Here is an 18,103-nt window from a genome sequence, read left to right as displayed (position 1 = left end):
GTTCCCCTCGAAAGGGAGCCGGGCGCTCTCGCGTGATTGGGCCCATTTGCACCGAGGCCTAAACTTGTACGGTGCCGAACCGCGTCTACCTCGACCATGCCGCCACCTCGCCGATCTACGCCGAGGTCATCGAAGCGATGGCGAAGCAGATGGCCGTCGTGGGCAACGCCTCGAGCCTGCACACGAGTGGCCGCAACGCCCGCAGCGTCGTCGAGGAATCGCGGGAGCGCATCGCAGCTGCCCTCGGAGCTCGTCCGTCCGAGGTGATCTTCACCTCCGGTGGCACCGAGGGCGACAATCTCGCCATCAAGGGCACCTACCGCGCCACGCGCCGCATCGACGCCGCCCGTGACCGACTCATTGTGAGCGGCATCGAACACCATGCCGTGCTCGACGCTGTCGAGGCACTCGTCGCGACCGAGGACGCCCGCGTCACGTGGGTGGAGCCCGACGCTGACGGGGTCGTCACAGCGCATGCCGTCCGCACGGCGCTCGAAGCCGACGGGGGAGCGCGCACGGTCGCCCTCGTCAGCGTCATGTGGGCGAACAACGAGGTCGGCACGGTGCAGCCCATCGCCGAGATCGGCGCCGTCTGTGCGGAGTTCGGCATCCCGTTCCACACCGACGCGGTGCAGGCCGTAGGTCACCTCGGCGTCGACTTCGGCGCCTCCGGTGCCACGATGCTCGCCCTGAGCGGTCACAAGGTCGGCGGTCCCCAGGGCGTCGGCGCGCTACTCCTGGCGCGCGACGCACGGCTCGATCCGTTGACGCACGGCGGCGGGCAGGAGCGTCAGGTGCGCAGCGGCACCCTGGACGTCGCAGGCATCCTCGGCCTCGCCGAGGCCGTCGAGAAGTCCTGCGCCACGCGTGAGGGTGAGGCCGCGCGCCTCGCGAAGCTGCGTGATCGACTCGTCGAGGGTGCGCTCGCACTCGACCTTGGCGTCTCGGTGAGCGGCTTCTACGAGGCGGGCGACGTGGAGCGTCGCCTGCCGGGCAACGCCCACTTGCGCGTGCCCGGCTGCGACGGCGACTCGATGCTCTACCTCCTCGACGCGGCGGGCGTTGAGTGCTCCACCGGTTCGGCCTGCCAGGCCGGCGTGCCGCGCCCGAGCCACGTCCTGCTGGCCATGGGTATCCCCGAGGAGCAGGCTCGCGGCGCCCTGCGACTCACGCTCGGGCATACATCGACCGATGACGACGTTGACGCCTTCCTGCGGGAGTTGCCGGCGGTCGCCGAGCGTGCCCGCCGTGCCCAGGAAGCAACCCGGAAGGTGTCGTGATGCGCGTCGTCGCTGCAATGAGCGGGGGAGTCGACTCGGCCGTCGCCGCCTCGCGCATGCTCGAGGCCGGACACGAGGTCGTCGGGGTACACCTCGCTCTCTCCCAGTCCGCCGCGACGCTCCGTGAGAGTGCGCGAGGCTGCTGCACGATCGAGGATGCCGGTGACGCGCGCCGCGTCGCCGACAAGCTCGGCATCCCGTTCTACGTGTGGGACATGGCCGAGCGGTTCAAGGCCGACGTCGTCGAGGACTTCGTCGCCGAGTACGAGGCGGGCCGCACCCCCAACCCGTGCCTGCGCTGCAACGAGAAGATCAAGTTCGCCGCCCTGCTCGACAAGGCTTTGGCTCTTGGCTTCGACGCCGTCGCGACGGGCCACTACGCCCAGATCGTCGAGGGTCCGAACGGTCGCGAACTGCACCGCGCCGTCGACATGGCGAAGGACCAGTCGTACGTGCTGGGTGTGCTCGATGCCGATCAACTCGCGCACTCGTTCTTCCCGCTCGGTGACACGACGAAGCCGCAGATCCGCGAGGAAGCCGCCTCCAAGGGCTTCTACGTCGCCAACAAGCCGGACAGCCACGACATCTGCTTCATCGCCGATGGCGACACACAGGGTTACCTCGCGAAGCGTCTCGGCAAGCAGCCCGGCGACATCGTCGACAGCGACGGCGAGGTGGTCGGCCGGCACGACGGTGCCTACGGCTTCACCGTCGGTCAGCGTCGTGGCCTCGGCCTCAAGGTGCCGCGTGAGGACCACGCCAAGCGGTACGTCGTCGATGTTCAGCCGAAGACGAACACGGTCGTGGTCGGCACGGCCGACCTGCTCGGCGTCGACGTCATCGAGGCCGAGCACGCGCGCTGGCCGGGCCCGCCGCCCAGCGGTGAGGTGCGCCTCGGAGCGCAGTTGCGCGCCCACGGCGAGGAGTTTCCCGCGTGGGTCAGCGCTGATGGGGAGCGCGTCACCGTCCGCCTCGACGAGCGCACCCGTGGTGTGGCTCCGGGGCAGTCGGTCGTGCTCTACGAGGGCACGCGCGTCGTCGGGTCGGCCACGATCACGGCGACTTCCCGAGCGCCTCGATGACGATGAGTGCGACGCAGGGCAGCGCGCGCGAGACGGTGGGGCCCCGCGCGAGCGGTGTCGGTTCGTTGCCCGAGATGGGTGCACGTGACGCGGTACGCGTCGTGCGTGATCTTCTCGTCGGCGACGTGCCCGACGGCGCCGGCATCCCGTACGTTCCCGAGCAGCCCGCCCGTGGGCCCGGCGCGGACATGATCGGGCGCGGCGCCGATCTGCTCGTCGAGATGTCCGCCGACCTCCAGCCGAGCGGGTGGCGACTGACGCCTCCCGGATCGTCGCGCAGCCGCGACCTGCGCCGCGCCGGGGGATACCTGGGCGAAGACCTCGACGAGGTGGCCGAGGCCTACGACGGTTACACCGGACCGCTCAAGACTCAGGTGGTCGGACCGTGGACGCTCGCCGCTTCGCTGTGGCTGCCGCGCGGTGACCGCGTTCTCAGCGACCACGGGGCGACCCGCGATCTCGGGCAGTCTCTGGCGGCGGGACTCGCTGCTCACCTCGAGCACGTTCGAACACTCGTGCCCGGTGCGTCGCCGATCGCCCAGCTCGACGAACCGTCCCTTCCTGCCGTGTTGTCCGGCGGACTCAAGACACTGTCGGGCGTGGGGCGCTTGCGGCGCATCGACGACGGTGAAGCGCGTGATGTTCTCGGCCACGTCGTTGACACGGTGAAAGCAGCGGGCGCTCAGGTGGTCGTGCACTCGTGCGCGCCGGACGTACCGGTGTCGCTGCTGCACCGCCTCGGTGTCGACGGAGTGTCCCTCGACACGTCGTTGCTCACGGAGGCGGCCTTCGAGCCGCTGGGCGAGGCGATCGACTCCGGTCTGACGCTCTGGGCCGGGCTCGTTCCGACGTCGACGGCCGAGCGCCACCCGCGCGCCCATGTCGAGGCCTTCGAGCGGATGTGGCGCCGCATTGGCTTCGGCGCGGGCGAGTACGACCGCATCGTCGTCACCCCTGCGTGCGGCCTCGCCGGCTTGGCGCCAAAGCAGGCCGTCACGGTGCAGCGCCTCGCCGTCGAGGCGGTCCAGATGCTCGCCGACACGTCCGACTGAGCTTCACGCCCCGCGGTTCCGGCCCTGTCGGTGACATGAGGCAGGATTGACCCGTGAGCGAGAAGACGACGAAACAGGCTCCCGACGCCCTGCGCAGTGAGGTGCCCGACGAGGTGCGTCGGCGCGCAGCCGAGCTGACCGAGCAGATCGACGCCCACCAGTTCGCGTACTACGTCAAGGACGCTCCGACCGTCAGCGACGGCGCCTACGACACGCTCCTTCGTGAGCTGCAGCAGATCGAGGACGAACACCCCGAACTGCGTTCACCGCAGAGCCCGACCCAGCGTGTCGGGGGCACCTACTCCACGGAGTTCACCCCCGTCGACCACGTCGAACGGATGCTCTCGCTCGACAACGCATTCAGCCCCGAGGAACTGGCCGAGTGGGGTGAGCGCGTCGCCCGAGAGGCGAACACCACCTACCACTACCTGTGTGAACTCAAGATCGACGGCCTCGCCATCAACCTGCTCTACGAGAACGGCAAGCTCGTGCGCGGCGTGACCCGCGGTGACGGACGCACCGGTGAGGACGTCACGCTCAACGTCCGTACGATCGACGGCATCCCGCACGAACTCAAGGGTGAGGACGTGCCGGCGCTCGTCGAGATCCGCGGTGAGGTGTTCTTCCCCGTCGCGGCATTCGAAAAGCTCAACGAGGGCCTCGTCGAGGAGGGGAAGTCGCCGTTCGCGAACCCGCGAAACGCGGCTGCCGGATCCCTGCGGCAGAAGGATCCGGCGAAGACGGCACGACGGCCGCTGCGGATGCTCGTGCACGGCATCGGCGCACGCACCGGTTTCGACATCACACGTCAGAGCGAAGCCTACGAACTGCTCGCCGCATGGGGTCTGCCGACGTCGCCCTACGCCAAGGTGCTCGACACGATGAAGCAGGTGCAGGAGTTCGTCGCGGCTTACGGCGGCGAGCAGCGTCACTCCGTCGAGCACGAGATCGACGGAGTCGTCGTCAAGGTCGACGAGGTCGCCGTGCAGCGTCAGCTGGGCAACACCTCGCGTGCGCCGCGCTGGGCCATCGCGTACAAGTACCCGCCCGAGGAGGTCAACACGAAACTCCTCGACATCGCCGTCAACGTCGGGCGCACCGGTCGCGTCACGCCGTTCGGCGTCATGGAGCCGGTCACCGTGGCGGGCTCGACCGTCGAGATGGCCACCCTCCACAACGCGTTCGAGGTGAAGCGCAAGGGGGTTCTCATCGGCGACACGGTCGTCCTGCGCAAGGCAGGGGACGTCATCCCCGAAATCGTCGGGCCGGTCGTCGAAGCGCGTACCGGTGACGAGCGTGAATTCGTCATGCCCACGCACTGCCCGTCGTGCGGCACGGAGCTCGCCTACGAGCGGGAGGGCAACAAGGACATCCGCTGCCCGAACGCGCGCACCTGCCCGTCGCAGTTGCGCGAGCGGCTCTTCTCCCTCGCCGGTCGCGGTGCGTTCGACATCGAGGCGCTCGGGTGGGAGGGCTCCATCGCGCTGCTCGAGTCGGGCGTGCTCACCGACGAGTCCACCCTCTTCGACCTCACCTACGACGACATTGCGCGGGTAGGCATCTACACGCGGGCCGCGAAGAAGAACGACCCCGAGGAGAAGGTGCGCGACGGGCGCGTCGTCTCCGCCACGGGGCTCAAGCTCCTCGACAACCTCGAGAAGGCGAAGAGCCAGCCGCTCTGGCGGGTCATCGTCGCCCTGTCGATCCGGCACGTCGGCCCGACGGCCGCCCGCGCACTGGCTACGCAGTTCGGCTCGATCGACGCCATCCGTGGGGCCGACGAGGAGGCGCTCGCAGCTACCGACGGCGTGGGCTCCGTCATCGCCCGCTCCGTGAAGGAATGGTTCGGCGTCGACTGGCACGAGAACATCGTCGCGTCGTGGGCGACGAGCGGCGTGCGCATGGAGGACGAGACCGACGCGTCGATCACGAAGACGCTCGACGGTCTCACCATCGTCGCCACCGGTTCCCTCGACGACTTCACGCGTGACGGCGTCAAGGAGGCCATCATCGCGCGCGGCGGCAAGGCCTCCGGAAGCGTGAGCAAGAAGACCGACTACGTCGTTCTCGGAGCCAACGCCGGCTCCAAGGCGACGAAGGCGGAGGAGCTGGGCCTGCGCATCCTCGACGAGGAGCAGTTCAAGATTCTGCTCGAGGGCGGTCCCGCAGCTCTGGGTGATGGCGCCGACGACACCGATGACGATGTGGACGCCGCCACCGCGCAGCCCATCGCCGACAACGACAACACGACCGACGAGAAGGACGACGCATGAGTGACGTGACGATCTACTGGCGCCCCGGCTGCGTGTTCTGCATGCGCCTGGAGAACGCCCTCGGCGCGAGCAGGAACAAGGCCACCTGGCGCAACATCTGGGAGGACGACGAGGCCCGCGAGTTCGTCGCCATGGTCAACGACGGCAACGAGGTCGTGCCCACCGTCGTCATCGACGGCCGCCCCCACACCAACCCCGACCCCGCGCTCGTGGCGCGTGCTCTCAAGGGCTGACGACCGCCCGGCTCGGCCCGCCGTCGGCGCCTGGCTTCACGAGCCGAACGCCCGGCGGCACCGGGCCGATTCCACGCACGACAACCACCTAGAATGAGGCTCATGTCTTCTCTCTCCCGTGACGAGGTCGCGCACGTCGCAGGCCTGGCGCGCATCCATCTGTCGGACGAGGAACTCGACACCTTCGCCGGGCAGCTCGACTCCATCGTCGGCTTCGTGGCCAGTGTCAATGAGGCCGCGGCCGACGACATCCCGCCCATGTCGCACCCGTTGCCCCTGACGAACGTGACGCGACCGGACGAGGTGCGCCCGTCGCTCACCGCGGACGAGGCGCTGTCGGGCGCCCCCGCGAACGAGCAGCAGCGCTTCTTGGTGCCGCGCATCCTCAGCGAAGACTGACACGACGAGCAAAGGTTCGATTTTGAGCGACATCATCCGCCTCAGCGCCGCCGACATGGCGGCCCGGCTCGCCGACGGTTCCGTCAGCGCCGTGGAGCTGACGCAGGCCCACCTCGACCGCATCGCTGCCGTCGACGGTGACGTGCACGCCTTCCTCCACGTCAACACCTCCGGGGCGCTCGCCGCGGCGAAGCAGGTCGACGAAGACCGCAGCGCGGGCAAGCCGGTGCACGCACTTGCCGGCGTGCCGGTGGCCGTCAAGGACGTCGTCACGACGAAGGGCCAGCCCACGACGGCCGGTTCGAAGATCCTCGAGGGCTGGGTGCCCCCGTACGACGCCACCCTCGTCACGCGCCTTCGTGCAGCGGGTATGCCGCTGCTCGGAAAGACGAACATGGACGAGTTCGCGATGGGCAGTTCCACCGAGCACAGCGCCTACGGCCCCACGCACAACCCGTGGGATCTCGAGCGCATCCCGGGTGGTTCCGGCGGTGGCTCCGCCGCGGCTGTCGCCGCCTTCGAGGCGCCGCTGGCCGTCGGTACCGACACCGGTGGTTCGATCCGTCAGCCCGCTTCGGTGACGGGCACCGTCGGCTCGAAGCCGACGTACGGCGGCATCAGCCGCTACGGCCTCATCGCGATGGCGAGCTCGCTCGACCAGGCGGGCCCGTGCACGCGCTCCGTCCTCGACGCAGCGCTCTTCCACGAGGTCATGGCCGGTCACGACCCCATGGACTCCACCTCGATCGATGCTCCGGTGCCGCCGGTCGTCGACGCGGCCCGTCGCGGTGACGTCAAGGGCATGAAGATCGGAATCATCTCCCAGCTCGACGGCGAGGGGTACCAGCCTGGCGTCAAGGCCCGCTTCGACGAGGCCGTCGCCGCGCTCACCGACGCCGGCGCCGAGGTCGTCACCGTCTCCTGCCCGAGCTTCGAGCAGGCGCTCGCTGCCTACTACCTCGTCATGCCGTCGGAAGTCAGTTCGAACCTGGCCAAGTTCGACGCCATGCGCTACGGCCTGCGCGTCGCGCCTGAGGGGGTCGACGCGCCGTCGGCCGAGCAGGTCATGGCCGCTTCGCGTGAGGCGGGCTTCGGCAACGAGGTCAAGCGCCGCATCATCCTGGGCACCTACGCCCTCTCGAGCGGCTACTACGACGCGTACTACGGGCAGGCGCAGAAGGTGCGCACGCTCATCGCGCGCGACTTCGCCCGTGCCTTCGAGTCGGCCGACGTGCTCGTCAGCCCGACGAGCCCCACCACCGCGTTCAAGCTGGGCGAGAAGCTCGAGGACCCGATGGCGATGTACCTCAACGACGTCGCCACCATCCCGGCCAACCTCGCCGGTCTGCCCGGTATGTCGCTGCCTGCGGGCCTCTCGGACGACGGCCTTCCGGTCGGCTTCCAGATTCTCGCCCCGGCAACGAAGGACGAGCGCATGTACGGCGTCGGTGCCGCGCTCGAGCGCGCACTCGAAGAGAAGTGGGGCGCACCGCTCCTCGCGCAGGCACCGGCACTGAAGGAGAACAACTGATGGATGCCGTTGTCGACTACGACGAGGCGATTGCCACGTACGACCCCGTCATGGGTCTCGAGGTGCACGTCGAGCTGAACACCGAGACGAAGATGTTCTGCGGCTGTGCCACCGAGTTCGGCGCCGAGCCGAACACTCAGACCTGCCCGGTCTGCCTGGGCCTGCCCGGCGCGCTGCCGGTGGTCAACGCGAAGGGCGTGGAGTCCGCCATCCGCATCGGCCTCGCGCTCAACTGCGAGATCGCCGAGTGGTGCCGCTTCGCCCGGAAGAACTACTTCTACCCGGACATGCCCAAGAACTTCCAGACCTCGCAGTACGACGAGCCCATCGCCTTCGAGGGTTACCTCGACGTCGAACTCGAGGACGGTACGCCGTGGCGTGTCGAGATCGAGCGTGCGCACATGGAGGAGGACACGGGTAAGTCGCTGCACGTCGGCGGTGCCACGGGTCGCATCCACGGCGCCGATCACTCGCTGCTCGACTACAACCGTGCCGGCATCCCGCTCATCGAGATCGTCACTAAGCCGCTCGTGGGTGCGGGGGGGCGCGCGCCCGAGATCGCGAAGGCCTACGTCGGTGCGCTGCGCGAACTGATGCGTGCGCTCGACGTGTCCGACGCCCGCATGGAGCAGGGCTCGATGCGTTGCGACGCGAACGTCTCGCTCATGCCGAAGGGCGCCGAGAAGTTCGGTACCCGCACGGAGACCAAGAACGTCAACTCGCTGCGCTCGGTCGAGCGAGCGGTGCGGTACGAGATCACGCGCCACGCGGCCGTCCTCAACGAGGGCGGATCCATTCTGCAGGAGACGCGCCACTGGCACGAGGACACCGGCGTCACGACCTCCGGTCGCCCGAAGTCGGACGCCGACGACTACCGCTACTTCCCGGAGCCCGATCTCGTGCCGGTCGCTCCGAGCCGTGAGCTCGTCGAGCAGCTGCGCGCCACACTGCCTGAGCCGCCCGCCGAGCGCCGCAAGCGTCTACAGGGCGAGTGGGGCTTCTCCGACCTCGAGATGCGCGACGTCTACAACGCGGGCGCGGTCGAGACGATCGAGGAGACCATCGCGGCGGGTGCGAGTGCCGCGGGCGCGCGCAAGTGGTGGACGGGCGAGATCGCCCGCCTGGCCAACAAGGCCGGTGAACCCTTTGTCGAGTTCGCTGTTCAGCGTCACGTCACGCCGAAGACGATCGCTGAGCTCGACGGGCTCGTGAAGTCCGGTCGTCTCAACGACTCGATGGCGCGTCAGACGCTCGAGGGCGTCCTCACCGGCGAAGGTACTCCGACCGAGGTTGCGGACGCCCGCGGTCTCGAACTCGTGCAGGACGACGGTGCGCTGGAGGCCGCAGTGACGAAGGTCATCGAGGCCAACCCGGACGTCGCACAGAAGGTCCGCGACGGCAAGGTTCAGGCCGCTGGTGCGCTCATCGGTCAGGTGATGAAGGAGATGAAGGGCCAGGCCGACGCGGCCAAGGCGCGTTCCATCATCCTCGAACAGCTGGGCCAGGCCTGACGATGAACGAGGTGGGCCGCCGCAGCGCGCTGACGTTGGCCGGGGTCGGTCTGCTCGGCGTGGCCGGTTGTTCACGCAAACGTGACTTCGACGACGAAGCGAGCGACGTCGAAACGGCACAGGCGCCGACAACGACACCTGCTCCGACGGCGACTGCACCCAAGGGGGGCGGCAGCGTGCCCGTGTCGCTCGCGATCCCGTCCATCGGCTTCGACCGCAAGGTCACGGGTATGGGCCTGACCAAGAGCGGCGAGATCTCGCCGCCCCCGGGTGTGACGCAGTGGTACAACGCCACGGTCAGCCCAGGGCAGGTCGGCATCTCGGTCATCGCGGGGCACGTGACGTTCAACGGGCCCGACGTCTTCGCCAAACTGCCCGAGGTCAAAGTGGGGCAACGCCTCACCGTCCGCTTTGCCGACACGTCGTCGCAGAAGTTCCAGGTCACCCGAGTCAAGTCGGTCGACAAGGAGGAACTGCGCCACGACCAGAGTGTGTGGGGCTCCTCGAAGACGCCGGTGCTCGCCCTCATCACCTGCGATTCGGCCTCCGAACTCGTCGGAGTGCACCACGTCAACAACTTCGTCGTGTGGACGAAACCTGTTAACTGACCGTTCCTTAAAATTACCCCCGGGTATTGCTGTGTGATCCCTGAATGTGCTCTAGCCTCGATGTGAGGCGGGGAGGGAGTCTCGGTCGTGTGGGTGTGAAGCCCCGACCAGGGCTTTCCGCCGATCGGGGAAATCACACGAGAGGGACGACACGATGAAGAAGTTCGCAGGCCTTGCTCTGGTCGGAGTCGGCGCCATGGTCGCCACGACCGCAGCCCCGTCGCAGGCGGCGTTCCGGACGAGCATCAGCGGCAACTTCCAGTACACGAACATGCAGTACTGGTGCGACAACGGCACCCCCAACTTCTCGTTCAGCTACCGCACGCTGAACAAGACCGAGGCCAAGGTCACGTTCACCGCGTCGGGCTACCGCCCGCTCGAGCGCACGAACGTCAGCCCCTACACCTCGGGTGGCTCGATCAAGTCGCTGACGCGCGTTCCGGGTCGCTCGATCACGGTCCACGCCGCCGGCTCGACCACGGGCTCGTCGTTCAACGTCTCGGGCAAGGTCCCCACGTCCTGCGCCGGTCTGCCGACGACGCAGCCCGTCATGAACTGGGCTTCGGCCGGTACGCCGACGGCTGAGCCCGTTCCGACGTCGACGTCGCCGTCCCCGACGAGCACGACGACGACCCCGGCTCCGACCTCGACGACCACGTCGCCGATGCCGACCTCGTCGGCCCCGACCTCGACGGCCGGCCCGAAGGTCGAGACCGACCGCGTCGCACCGCAGTCGGACAACACGGCCGCTCTGGCCGCGGGTCTCGGTGCGTTCGCGATCGTCGCCGCCGGCGGCACGATCGCCGTTCGCCGCGGCCGTAAGTGACCCGCTGACATCGTCCCGAACCGGACGCTCGTGATGCCCCACCGGAGTTCGCTCCGGTGGGGCATCACGCGTCCCGCTCACCCGTAGGATGATCGCCATGAAGAACTCTCGGGGGAAGTTCCTCGCCTCGCTCGCCCTTGTCTGCGCTGTCGGCCTTTCCGGCTGTGGCGGCAGTGACGACTCGTCGTCCGAGCCCGTGGCGGCGTCCACCTCGTCCAGTGCGTCCAGTTCGTCGACGAGGAGCGGGCCGTCTGCGAAAACGTCATCGTCATCGTCGTCCGGATCGCGCTCCGCCTCGAGTCCCGCATCGAAGAAGGCTGCTTCCACCTCGGCCACTGCGCCGAAGGCCTCCGGCACTCAGACGCCGAACGGAAAGTCTGTCGGTGTGCCGCGAGCCGCGGCCGTTCGCATCTCCATTCCGAGCATCGGCCTCAACAACGCGATCACACCCGGAGGCCTCAACAACGGTGTTCTCAATCCGCCCGGGGGCGTCATCCAACAGTTCACGGGATACGGGCGCGTCAAGCCGGGCATGCCGGGCATCGCCGTGCTCGCCGGGCACGTGACGCTCAACGGTCCGGACATCTTCTACTCCCTGCACCGCACCCCCGTGGGCGGCAAGGTGACGATCAGCTACGCCGACGGCACCCACAAGGATTTCGTCGTCACGAACAAGGCGAGCGTCGGCAAGACGGCTCTGCAGAACGACATGCGCGTGTGGGGTGGGAGCTCGACTCCCGTGGTGGCCCTCGTGACCTGCGACGCCGACAGCCAGTGGGTCAACGCGCAACACCGGTCGAACAACTACGTCGTATGGGCGAAGCCCGTCTGATCGACGCGTCGGCCGACATCGGCGGTGTCGCGTTAGGGTTCCGGTTTCCACTCGGGCAGTAGAAGGGGCGATGATGGGCGCATGTCCGAGAATGTGCGCCGACTCGTCCTCCTGCGTCACGCCACCGCCGAACCCGACGGCCGGGAAGGCGACGAATCCCGAGAGCTCACGGCCCACGGCCTCGACGAGGCTGCCCGAGCAGGGGAGTGGCTACGCGAGAACGACCTGCTCGGCGAAGCCGTTCTCTGTTCGCCGGCCGCGCGAACCCGTCAGACTTGGGCCGCCATCCAGGAAGCCACCGGACATGGCGTCCTCATCACCATGGAGCCGGCGATCTACGAGGCGGATGTCGATTCGCTTCTGAGCGTCGTGCGCGACCTCGACGCGACGGCCCCCGAGGCGCAGACTGCGGTCATCGTCGGCCATGCACCCGGGATCCCCGCGCTGGCGTACGAGCTGGTGGCCGGTGCTGGTGACGCCGGTGATCTCGAAACGTTGACGCGTGGGTTCGTCCCGGCGTCGGCTGCCGTTGTCGCGTTCGAGGGCGGCTGGGGGGACGTCGCGCGGGGCGCAGGCGATCTCCTCGATGTGCGAGCCGGTGGCCTGTGACCAGATGTGAGACACCGATCTCACTTAGTGAGATCGGTGTCTCACATCGTTGACTCGCTCTGCTCACCTCGACAAAATGTTCCGCATGGCACAGATTCTCGTACTCACGCAGCGTGCGTCCTGAGCAGTCGAACACGACTCACGACGCACGCTGATCCCTCATCGCTCCCACAGAGCTGAGGGATTTTTTGATGTTCGAGACCGGTGCAGCTACCAACAGCCGAAAGTGGTGACAACAGATGAGCGACGCGGCAACGACCGATCGCACGCCTTCGCCGGGTGATCTGGCGCGGCGAGAGCCCCAGAAGCCCAGCGTGACCGGTGCTCAGTCACTCGTCCTCGCGCTCGAGGCGCAGGGTGTCGAGACGGTCTTCGGCTTGCCGGGCGGGGCCATCCTTCCCGCGTACGACCCGCTGCTCGACTCCGTCAAGGTTCGTCACGTCCTCGTTCGCCACGAGCAGGGCGCCGGCCACGCCGCCCAGGGGTACGCCGCGGCCACCGGCAAGGTGGGCGTGTGCATGGCGACCTCTGGGCCGGGCGCCACGAACCTGGTCACTCCGCTGGCCGATGCCTACATGGACTCGGTGCCGATCGTCGCCATCACCGGACAGGTCAACTCCAAGACCATCGGTACGGACGCCTTCCAGGAAGCGGACATCCGCGGCATCACGATGCCGATCACGAAGCACAACTACCTCGTCACCTGCGCCGATGACATCCCGCGCGCCATCGCCGAGGCGTTCCACATCGCCTCCACCGGCCGACCGGGCCCCGTGCTCGTCGACATCACGAAGGACGCACTGACGGCGAAGACGACGTTCTCCTGGCCCCCGGCGATCGATCTGCCGGGCTACCGCCCGGTGACGAAGCCGCACGCGAAGCAGATCAAGGCTGCGGCCGAGCTCATCCGCGAGGCCGAGCGTCCCGTGTTCTACATCGGCGGCGGTGTCATCCGTGCCGGTGCCCACGAGGAACTGCGCGCCCTCGTCGAGCAGACGCAGATCCCCGTCGTGACGACGCTCATGGCGCGCGGCGCCTTCCCGGACAGCCATGAGCTGCACCTCGGTATGCCTGGAATGCACGGCAGCGTGCCGGCCGTGACGGCGCTGCAGCGCGCGGACCTGCTCATCACGATCGGTGCCCGCTTCGACGACCGCGTCACCGGCGCACTCGACAGCTTCGCCCCGTTCGCCAAGGTCATCCACGCGGATGTCGACCCTGCGGAGATCGGCAAGAACCGTGTCGCCGACGTGCCGATCGTGGGGGACGCCAAGGAGGTCGTCGTCGATCTCGCGAAGGCGCTCGAGAACGTCGAGCTGGGCAACTACGACGCCTGGCACGCGACGACGGCGGAGTGGAAGGACAAGTTCCCCCTCGGTTACACGCCGCCGGAGGACGAGTCGCTCCTCGCGCCCCAGTACGTCATCGAACGCCTGTCGGCCCTGACCGGCCCCGAGGGTGTCTACGTGGCCGGCGTCGGTCAGCACCAGATGTGGGCCGCGCAGTTCGTGCAGTACGAGCGTCCCAACAGCTGGCTCAACTCCGGTGGCCTCGGCACGATGGGTTACTCGGTGCCGGCGGCCATGGGCGCCAAGGCCGCCGAGCCGGAGCGCACCGTGTGGGCCATCGACGGCGACGGCTGCTTCCAGATGACGAACCAGGAGCTCGCCACCTGCGTCATCAACAACATCCCGATCAAGGTCGCGATCATCAACAACTCGAGCCTCGGCATGGTGCGTCAGTGGCAGACGCTCTTCTACAACGAGCGCTACTCGAACACCGACCTGCACACCAGTCACGGCGGTAGCCGGGTGCCCGACTTCGTCAAGCTCGCCGACGCCTACGGCTGCGTGGGGTTGCGCTGCGAGCACCCGGACGACGTCGACGACACGATCAAGAAGGCGCTCGAGATCAACGACCGCCCCGTCGTCATCGACTTCGTCGTCGAGCGTGACGCCATGGTGTGGCCGATGGTGCCCGCCGGCGTGAGCAACGACCTCATCACCATGGCGCGGGACATCACGCCGGTGTGGGACCGCGACGACGACGACGCCGACGACGAGCAGATTCCCAACGAGGAGGAGCAGGCATGAGCCGCCACACACTGTCCGTGCTCGTGGAGAACCGGCCCGGTGTGCTCGCCCGCATCTCCGGCCTCATCTCCCGACGCGGCTTCAACATCTACTCGCTCGCCGTCGGTGAGACGGAGTCCGAGGAGATCTCGCGCATGACGGTCGTCGTCGACGTCGACGACGAGGTGCTCGAGCAGGTCACGAAGCAGCTCAACAAGCTCGTCGAGGTGCTCAAGGTCGTCGAACTCGACCGCAGCTCTGCGGTGGAACGTCAGCTCGTGCTGTTCAAGGTGCGCGCCGATGCGGCCACCCGTTCGCAGATCATCGACCTCGTGACGATGTTCCGCGCGAACATCATCGACGTGACGAACGAATCGGTCGTCATCGAAGCCACCGGCACGCTCGAGAAGCTCGAGGCATTGCTCGCGACGCTGGAGCCGTTCGGCATTCGTGAACTCGTGCAGTCGGGTGTCGTCGCCCTGGGCCGTGGGCCCAAGGCGATCGCCGCCCGTGACAAGAAGAAGGCCTGAGCCTTCCCTCAACCCACTGCCCGGGCCGAAGGCGCGTGCGGGCAGAATCGAACCAACAGACGTCACCCCGCGAGGTGACGACCACGATGAATAGGAGCGATCCCGTGGCTGAAATGTTCTACGACGACAACGCCGACCTTTCGGTGATCCAGGGCAAGAAGGTGGCCGTCATCGGCTACGGCTCGCAGGGTCACGCCCACGCGCTCAACCTGCGCGACTCCGGTGTCGACGTGCGCGTCGGCCTCGCCGAGGGCAGCAAGTCCAAGGAGAAGGCGGAGAACGAGGGCCTCAAGGTTCTCTCGGTCGCCGAGGCCGTCGCCGAGGCCGACGTCGTCGTCATCCTCACGCCGGACCAGGTGCAGCGCACCGTCTACTCCAACGACATCAAGCCGAACCTCAAGCCGGGCACGACCCTGCTGTTCGGTCACGGCTTCAACATCCGCTTCGGCTACATCACGCCCGAGTCGGACGCGGACGTCGTCATGGTCGCCCCGAAGGGCCCGGGTCACCTCGTGCGTCGCGAGTACGTCGACGGCCGTGGAGTGCCGGTCATCGTCGCCGTCGAGCAGGACGCCTCGGGCAACGCCTGGGACCTTGCAGCCTCCTACGCCAAGGCCATCGGTGGTCTGCGCGCGGGCGGCATCAAGACGACGTTCACCGAGGAGACCGAGACCGACCTGTTCGGTGAGCAGGCCGTCCTCTGCGGTGGCGCGTCGCAGCTCGTCATGTACGGCTTCGAGACGCTGACCGAGGCCGGCTACCAGCCGGAGGTCGCCTACTTCGAGTGCCTCCACGAGCTCAAGCTCATCGTCGACCTCATGGTCGAGGGCGGTATCGCCAAGCAGCGCTGGTCGGTCTCCGACACGGCCGAGTTCGGTGACTACGTCTCGGGCCCGCGCGTCATCGACGAGCGTGTCAAGGAGAACATGAAGGGCGTTCTCGCCGACATCCAGAGCGGTGCGTTCGCCAAGCGTTTCATCGAGGACCAGGACGCCGGTGCGCCGGAGTTCAAGCGTCTGCGCGAGAAGGGTGCCTCGCACCCGATCGAGAAGACGGGCAAGGAACTGCGCGGCCTCATGAGCTGGCTCAAGGACGCGGACACGGACAGTGACTACGTCGAGGGCTCTGCCGGCCGCTGAGGATCAAGCGCACGGAGGTAGGACCGCAACGTAGTGAGGATCCTGCCGAAGTAAGCGTTGACGAAGCGGCCGAGACAACAGTGCCGCTGAGGATCCACCCGATGTTGGTGTAGGAGCGTGATTCCGGGGTCACGCTGGTACACAGACTTCACGTTCGATGCCCGGCTCTCCTTGGGGAGCCGGGCACGTCGCTTTCATCTGACGAACGCCGCTTCGGCGACACGACGAAGACTGGGAGAATAGGGACATGCCCGAACTTCGCTCACGCACAACAACCCACGGACGCAACATGGCCGGCGCTCGCGCCCTCTGGCGCGCCACCGGAATGGGGGAGGGCGACTTCGGCAAGCCGATCGTCGCCATCGCGAACAGCTTCACCCAGTTCGTGCCCGGCCACGTCCACCTCAAGGACATGGGTCAGCTCGTCGCCGGCGCGATCGCCGAGGCCGGCGGTGTCGGCCGCGAGTTCAACACGATTGCGGTTGACGACGGCATCGCCATGGGTCACCACGGCATGCTCTACTCGCTGCCGAGCCGCGAGATCATCGCCGACTCGGTCGAGTATATGGTCAACGCCCATCAGGCCGACGCCCTCGTGTGCATCAGCAACTGCGACAAGATCACGCCCGGCATGCTGCTGGCCGCGTTGCGCCTCAACATCCCGACGGTGTTCGTCTCCGGTGGGCCGATGGAGGCCGGCAAGGCCGTCATCAAGGACGGCGAGGCCGAGTCACGCCTCGACCTCATCGACGCCATGATCAAGTCGGTCGACGACAACGTCTCCGACGAGGAGATCACCAAGATCGAGCAGAGCGCGTGCCCCACGTGTGGTTCGTGCTCGGGCATGTTCACGGCCAACTCGATGAACTGCCTCACGGAGGCGCTCGGCCTCTCGCTGCCCGGCAACGGTTCGACGCTCGCGACGGCGTCGGCTCGCCGCGACCTGTTCCTCAACGCGGGCAAGCTCGTCGTCGAGCTGTGCAAGACGTACTACGAGGGCGACGACGACTCGGTGTTGCCGCGCGCCATCGCCGGCAAGCCGGCCTTCGAGAACGCCATGCGCCTCGACATCGCGATGGGTGGCTCGACGAACACGATCCTGCACCTGCTCGCCGCGGCCCACGAGGCCGGGGTCGACTTCGATCAGCACGACATCGACGCCCTGTCGCGGGAGACGCCGTGCCTCGTCAAGGTGGCGCCGAACAGTGCGCAGTTCTACATGGAGGACGTGCACCGGGCCGGCGGTATCGCTGCCATCCTCGGTGAGCTCGACCGCGGTGGCATGCTCAACCGTGACGTGCGCGCGGTGCACAGCCCGTCGCTCGAGCAGTGGCTCGCCGACTGGGACATCCGCGGTGGCAAGGCCACCGAGGTGGCACGTGAGCTCTTCCTCGCGGCGCCCGGTGGCGTGCGCACCACGGAGGCGTTCAGCTCGACGAACCGGTGGAAGTCGCTCGACGAGGACAGCGAGAACGGCTGCATCCACTCCGTCGAGCACGCGTACACGAGCGAGGGCGGCCTTGCGGTGCTCACGGGCAACCTCGCGCCCGACGGCTGCATCGTCAAGACCGCGGGCGTGCCCGAGCACCAGTGGAACTTCTCCGGCCCGGCCAAGGTGGCCGAGAGTCAGGAGGAGGCGGTCGAGATGATCCTCAAGGGCGAGATCGACGCCGGTGACGTCGTCGTCGTCCGTTACGAGGGCCCCAAGGGTGGCCCAGGCATGCAGGAGATGCTGTATCCGACGAGTTACCTCAAGGGCGTCGGCCTCGGACCGAAGTGTGCGCTCATCACCGACGGTCGCTTCTCCGGCGGTTCGTCGGGTCTGTCGGTCGGCCACGTGTCGCCCGAGGCAGCCGCGGGCGGCGCCATCGGTCTCGTGCGCACGGGTGACGTCATCGAGTTCGACATCCCGAACCGTCGCGTCAACCTGCTCGTCGACGACGAGGAACTCGTGCGCCGTCGCGCGGAGCAGGACGAAAAGGGCTGGGAGCCGGTGAGCCGTCACCGCCCCGTCTCGGCTGCGCTCAAGATCTTCGCGCGCTTCGCGCAGAGCGCTGACAAGGGCGCCGCACGAGTCGTCGACTGACACCCCGGAGCGCCCTCCGTAAGCTGCTGCCCGCCTCAAC

16 protein-coding genes are annotated in these 18,103 nt (G+C 67.8%); all 16 read left to right on the top strand.

Annotation, left to right across the window (positions count from 1 at the left end):
- The first annotated feature begins 137 nt into the window (after nt 1-137).
- The 16 genes from K9D12_RS04065 to ilvD all read left to right on the top strand — a co-directional run bounded on the left by K9D12_RS04065 (nt 138) and on the right by ilvD (nt 18,063).
- Nucleotides 138-1,280 (top strand): cysteine desulfurase family protein, encoded by a 1,143-nt coding sequence (locus tag K9D12_RS04065; protein ID WP_225910924.1) that lies wholly within the window; start codon nt 138-140, stop codon nt 1,278-1,280.
- Nucleotides 1,280-2,362, top strand: coding sequence for a tRNA 2-thiouridine(34) synthase MnmA (gene mnmA, locus K9D12_RS04060; protein ID WP_047311319.1), 1,083 nt, complete (start codon nt 1,280-1,282; stop codon nt 2,360-2,362). Before K9D12_RS04065 ends, mnmA begins: the two co-directional genes overlap by 1 nt.
- A 2-nt stretch (nt 2,363-2,364) precedes the next feature.
- Nucleotides 2,365-3,414 carry a methionine synthase gene (locus tag K9D12_RS04055; protein ID WP_223059560.1) on the top strand — a complete coding sequence of 350 codons (1,050 nt, stop codon included), beginning with the start codon at nt 2,365-2,367 and terminating at the stop codon, nt 3,412-3,414.
- A 53-nt stretch (nt 3,415-3,467) separates the two neighbouring features.
- Nucleotides 3,468-5,687 (top strand): NAD-dependent DNA ligase LigA, encoded by a 2,220-nt coding sequence (ligA, locus tag K9D12_RS04050; RefSeq protein WP_223059559.1) that lies wholly within the window; start codon nt 3,468-3,470, stop codon nt 5,685-5,687.
- Entirely contained in the window at nt 5,684-5,920 is a 237-nt protein-coding gene (locus K9D12_RS04045) for a glutaredoxin domain-containing protein (RefSeq protein WP_047311322.1), read from the top strand. Before ligA ends, K9D12_RS04045 begins: the two co-directional genes overlap by 4 nt.
- Before the next feature lie 102 nt (nt 5,921-6,022).
- Nucleotides 6,023-6,319, top strand: coding sequence for an Asp-tRNA(Asn)/Glu-tRNA(Gln) amidotransferase subunit GatC (gene gatC, locus K9D12_RS04040; protein ID WP_223059558.1), 297 nt, complete (start codon nt 6,023-6,025; stop codon nt 6,317-6,319).
- 22 nt (nt 6,320-6,341) lie between these two features.
- Nucleotides 6,342-7,850 carry an Asp-tRNA(Asn)/Glu-tRNA(Gln) amidotransferase subunit GatA gene (gatA, locus tag K9D12_RS04035; protein WP_223059557.1) on the top strand — a complete coding sequence of 503 codons (1,509 nt, stop codon included), beginning with the start codon at nt 6,342-6,344 and terminating at the stop codon, nt 7,848-7,850.
- Entirely contained in the window at nt 7,850-9,361 is a 1,512-nt protein-coding gene (gene gatB / locus K9D12_RS04030) for an Asp-tRNA(Asn)/Glu-tRNA(Gln) amidotransferase subunit GatB (RefSeq protein WP_223059556.1), read from the top strand. The genes gatA and gatB overlap by 1 nt, the downstream gene beginning before the upstream one ends.
- Nucleotides 9,362-9,363: 2 nt before the next feature.
- A complete protein-coding gene (locus K9D12_RS04025; RefSeq protein WP_129662797.1) occupies nt 9,364-9,969 on the top strand; it encodes a class F sortase in 606 nt (201 codons plus the stop codon).
- A gap of 154 nt (nt 9,970-10,123) precedes the next feature.
- Nucleotides 10,124-10,795: a hypothetical protein gene (locus tag K9D12_RS04020; protein ID WP_165357826.1), complete on the top strand. Its 672-nt coding sequence runs from the start codon at nt 10,124-10,126 to the stop codon at nt 10,793-10,795.
- Nucleotides 10,796-10,892: 97 nt separating this feature from the next.
- On the top strand, nt 10,893-11,627 hold the full coding sequence (locus K9D12_RS04015; RefSeq protein WP_223059555.1) for a class F sortase: 735 nt from the start codon (nt 10,893-10,895) through the stop codon (nt 11,625-11,627).
- An 81-nt stretch (nt 11,628-11,708) separates the two neighbouring features.
- Entirely contained in the window at nt 11,709-12,236 is a 528-nt protein-coding gene (locus tag K9D12_RS04010; protein ID WP_129662802.1) for a histidine phosphatase family protein, read from the top strand.
- A 239-nt stretch (nt 12,237-12,475) separates the two neighbouring features.
- Nucleotides 12,476-14,329, top strand: a complete 1,854-nt coding sequence (locus tag K9D12_RS04005) for an acetolactate synthase large subunit (RefSeq protein ID WP_223059554.1) — start codon at nt 12,476-12,478, stop codon at nt 14,327-14,329.
- The gene (gene ilvN, locus K9D12_RS04000) at nt 14,326-14,838 is read left to right on the top strand and encodes an acetolactate synthase small subunit (RefSeq protein WP_047311329.1); all 513 of its coding nucleotides are present in this window, start codon (nt 14,326-14,328) and stop codon (nt 14,836-14,838) included. Before K9D12_RS04005 ends, ilvN begins: the two co-directional genes overlap by 4 nt.
- Before the next feature lie 104 nt (nt 14,839-14,942).
- Nucleotides 14,943-15,977: a ketol-acid reductoisomerase gene (gene ilvC, locus K9D12_RS03995; protein WP_047311330.1), complete on the top strand. Its 1,035-nt coding sequence runs from the start codon at nt 14,943-14,945 to the stop codon at nt 15,975-15,977.
- Nucleotides 15,978-16,224: 247 nt separating this feature from the next.
- On the top strand, nt 16,225-18,063 hold the full coding sequence (gene ilvD / locus K9D12_RS03990; protein ID WP_129662804.1) for a dihydroxy-acid dehydratase: 1,839 nt from the start codon (nt 16,225-16,227) through the stop codon (nt 18,061-18,063).
- Nucleotides 18,064-18,103 lie beyond the last annotated feature (40 nt).

Source organism: Dermacoccus sp. Tok2021 (genome assembly GCF_019895135.1).
In the GTDB taxonomy this organism is placed as follows: Bacteria; Actinomycetota; Actinomycetes; order Actinomycetales; family Dermatophilaceae; genus Dermacoccus; species Dermacoccus abyssi.
This window is presented reverse-complemented; position numbering and strand designations above follow the sequence as displayed.

Bases quoted from the DNA above. Each gene is read 5' to 3' on its own strand.
- K9D12_RS04065 (WP_225910924.1), top strand. From the start codon at position 138: ATGGCGAAGCAGATGGCCGTCGTGGGCAACGCCTCGAGCCTGCACACG.
- mnmA (WP_047311319.1), top strand. From the start codon at position 1,280: ATGCGCGTCGTCGCTGCAATGAGCGGGGGAGTCGACTCGGCCGTCGCC.
- K9D12_RS04055 (WP_223059560.1), top strand. From the start codon at position 2,365: ATGAGTGCGACGCAGGGCAGCGCGCGCGAGACGGTGGGGCCCCGCGCG.
- K9D12_RS04045 (WP_047311322.1), top strand. From the start codon at position 5,684: ATGAGTGACGTGACGATCTACTGGCGCCCCGGCTGCGTGTTCTGCATG.
- gatC (WP_223059558.1), top strand. From the start codon at position 6,023: ATGTCTTCTCTCTCCCGTGACGAGGTCGCGCACGTCGCAGGCCTGGCG.
- gatB (WP_223059556.1), top strand. From the start codon at position 7,850: ATGGATGCCGTTGTCGACTACGACGAGGCGATTGCCACGTACGACCCC.
- K9D12_RS04025 (WP_129662797.1), top strand. From the start codon at position 9,364: ATGAACGAGGTGGGCCGCCGCAGCGCGCTGACGTTGGCCGGGGTCGGT.
- K9D12_RS04020 (WP_165357826.1), top strand. From the start codon at position 10,124: ATGAAGAAGTTCGCAGGCCTTGCTCTGGTCGGAGTCGGCGCCATGGTC.
- K9D12_RS04015 (WP_223059555.1), top strand. From the start codon at position 10,893: ATGAAGAACTCTCGGGGGAAGTTCCTCGCCTCGCTCGCCCTTGTCTGC.
- K9D12_RS04010 (WP_129662802.1), top strand. From the start codon at position 11,709: ATGTCCGAGAATGTGCGCCGACTCGTCCTCCTGCGTCACGCCACCGCC.
- K9D12_RS04005 (WP_223059554.1), top strand. From the start codon at position 12,476: ATGAGCGACGCGGCAACGACCGATCGCACGCCTTCGCCGGGTGATCTG.
- ilvN (WP_047311329.1), top strand. From the start codon at position 14,326: ATGAGCCGCCACACACTGTCCGTGCTCGTGGAGAACCGGCCCGGTGTG.
- ilvD (WP_129662804.1), top strand. From the start codon at position 16,225: ATGCCCGAACTTCGCTCACGCACAACAACCCACGGACGCAACATGGCC.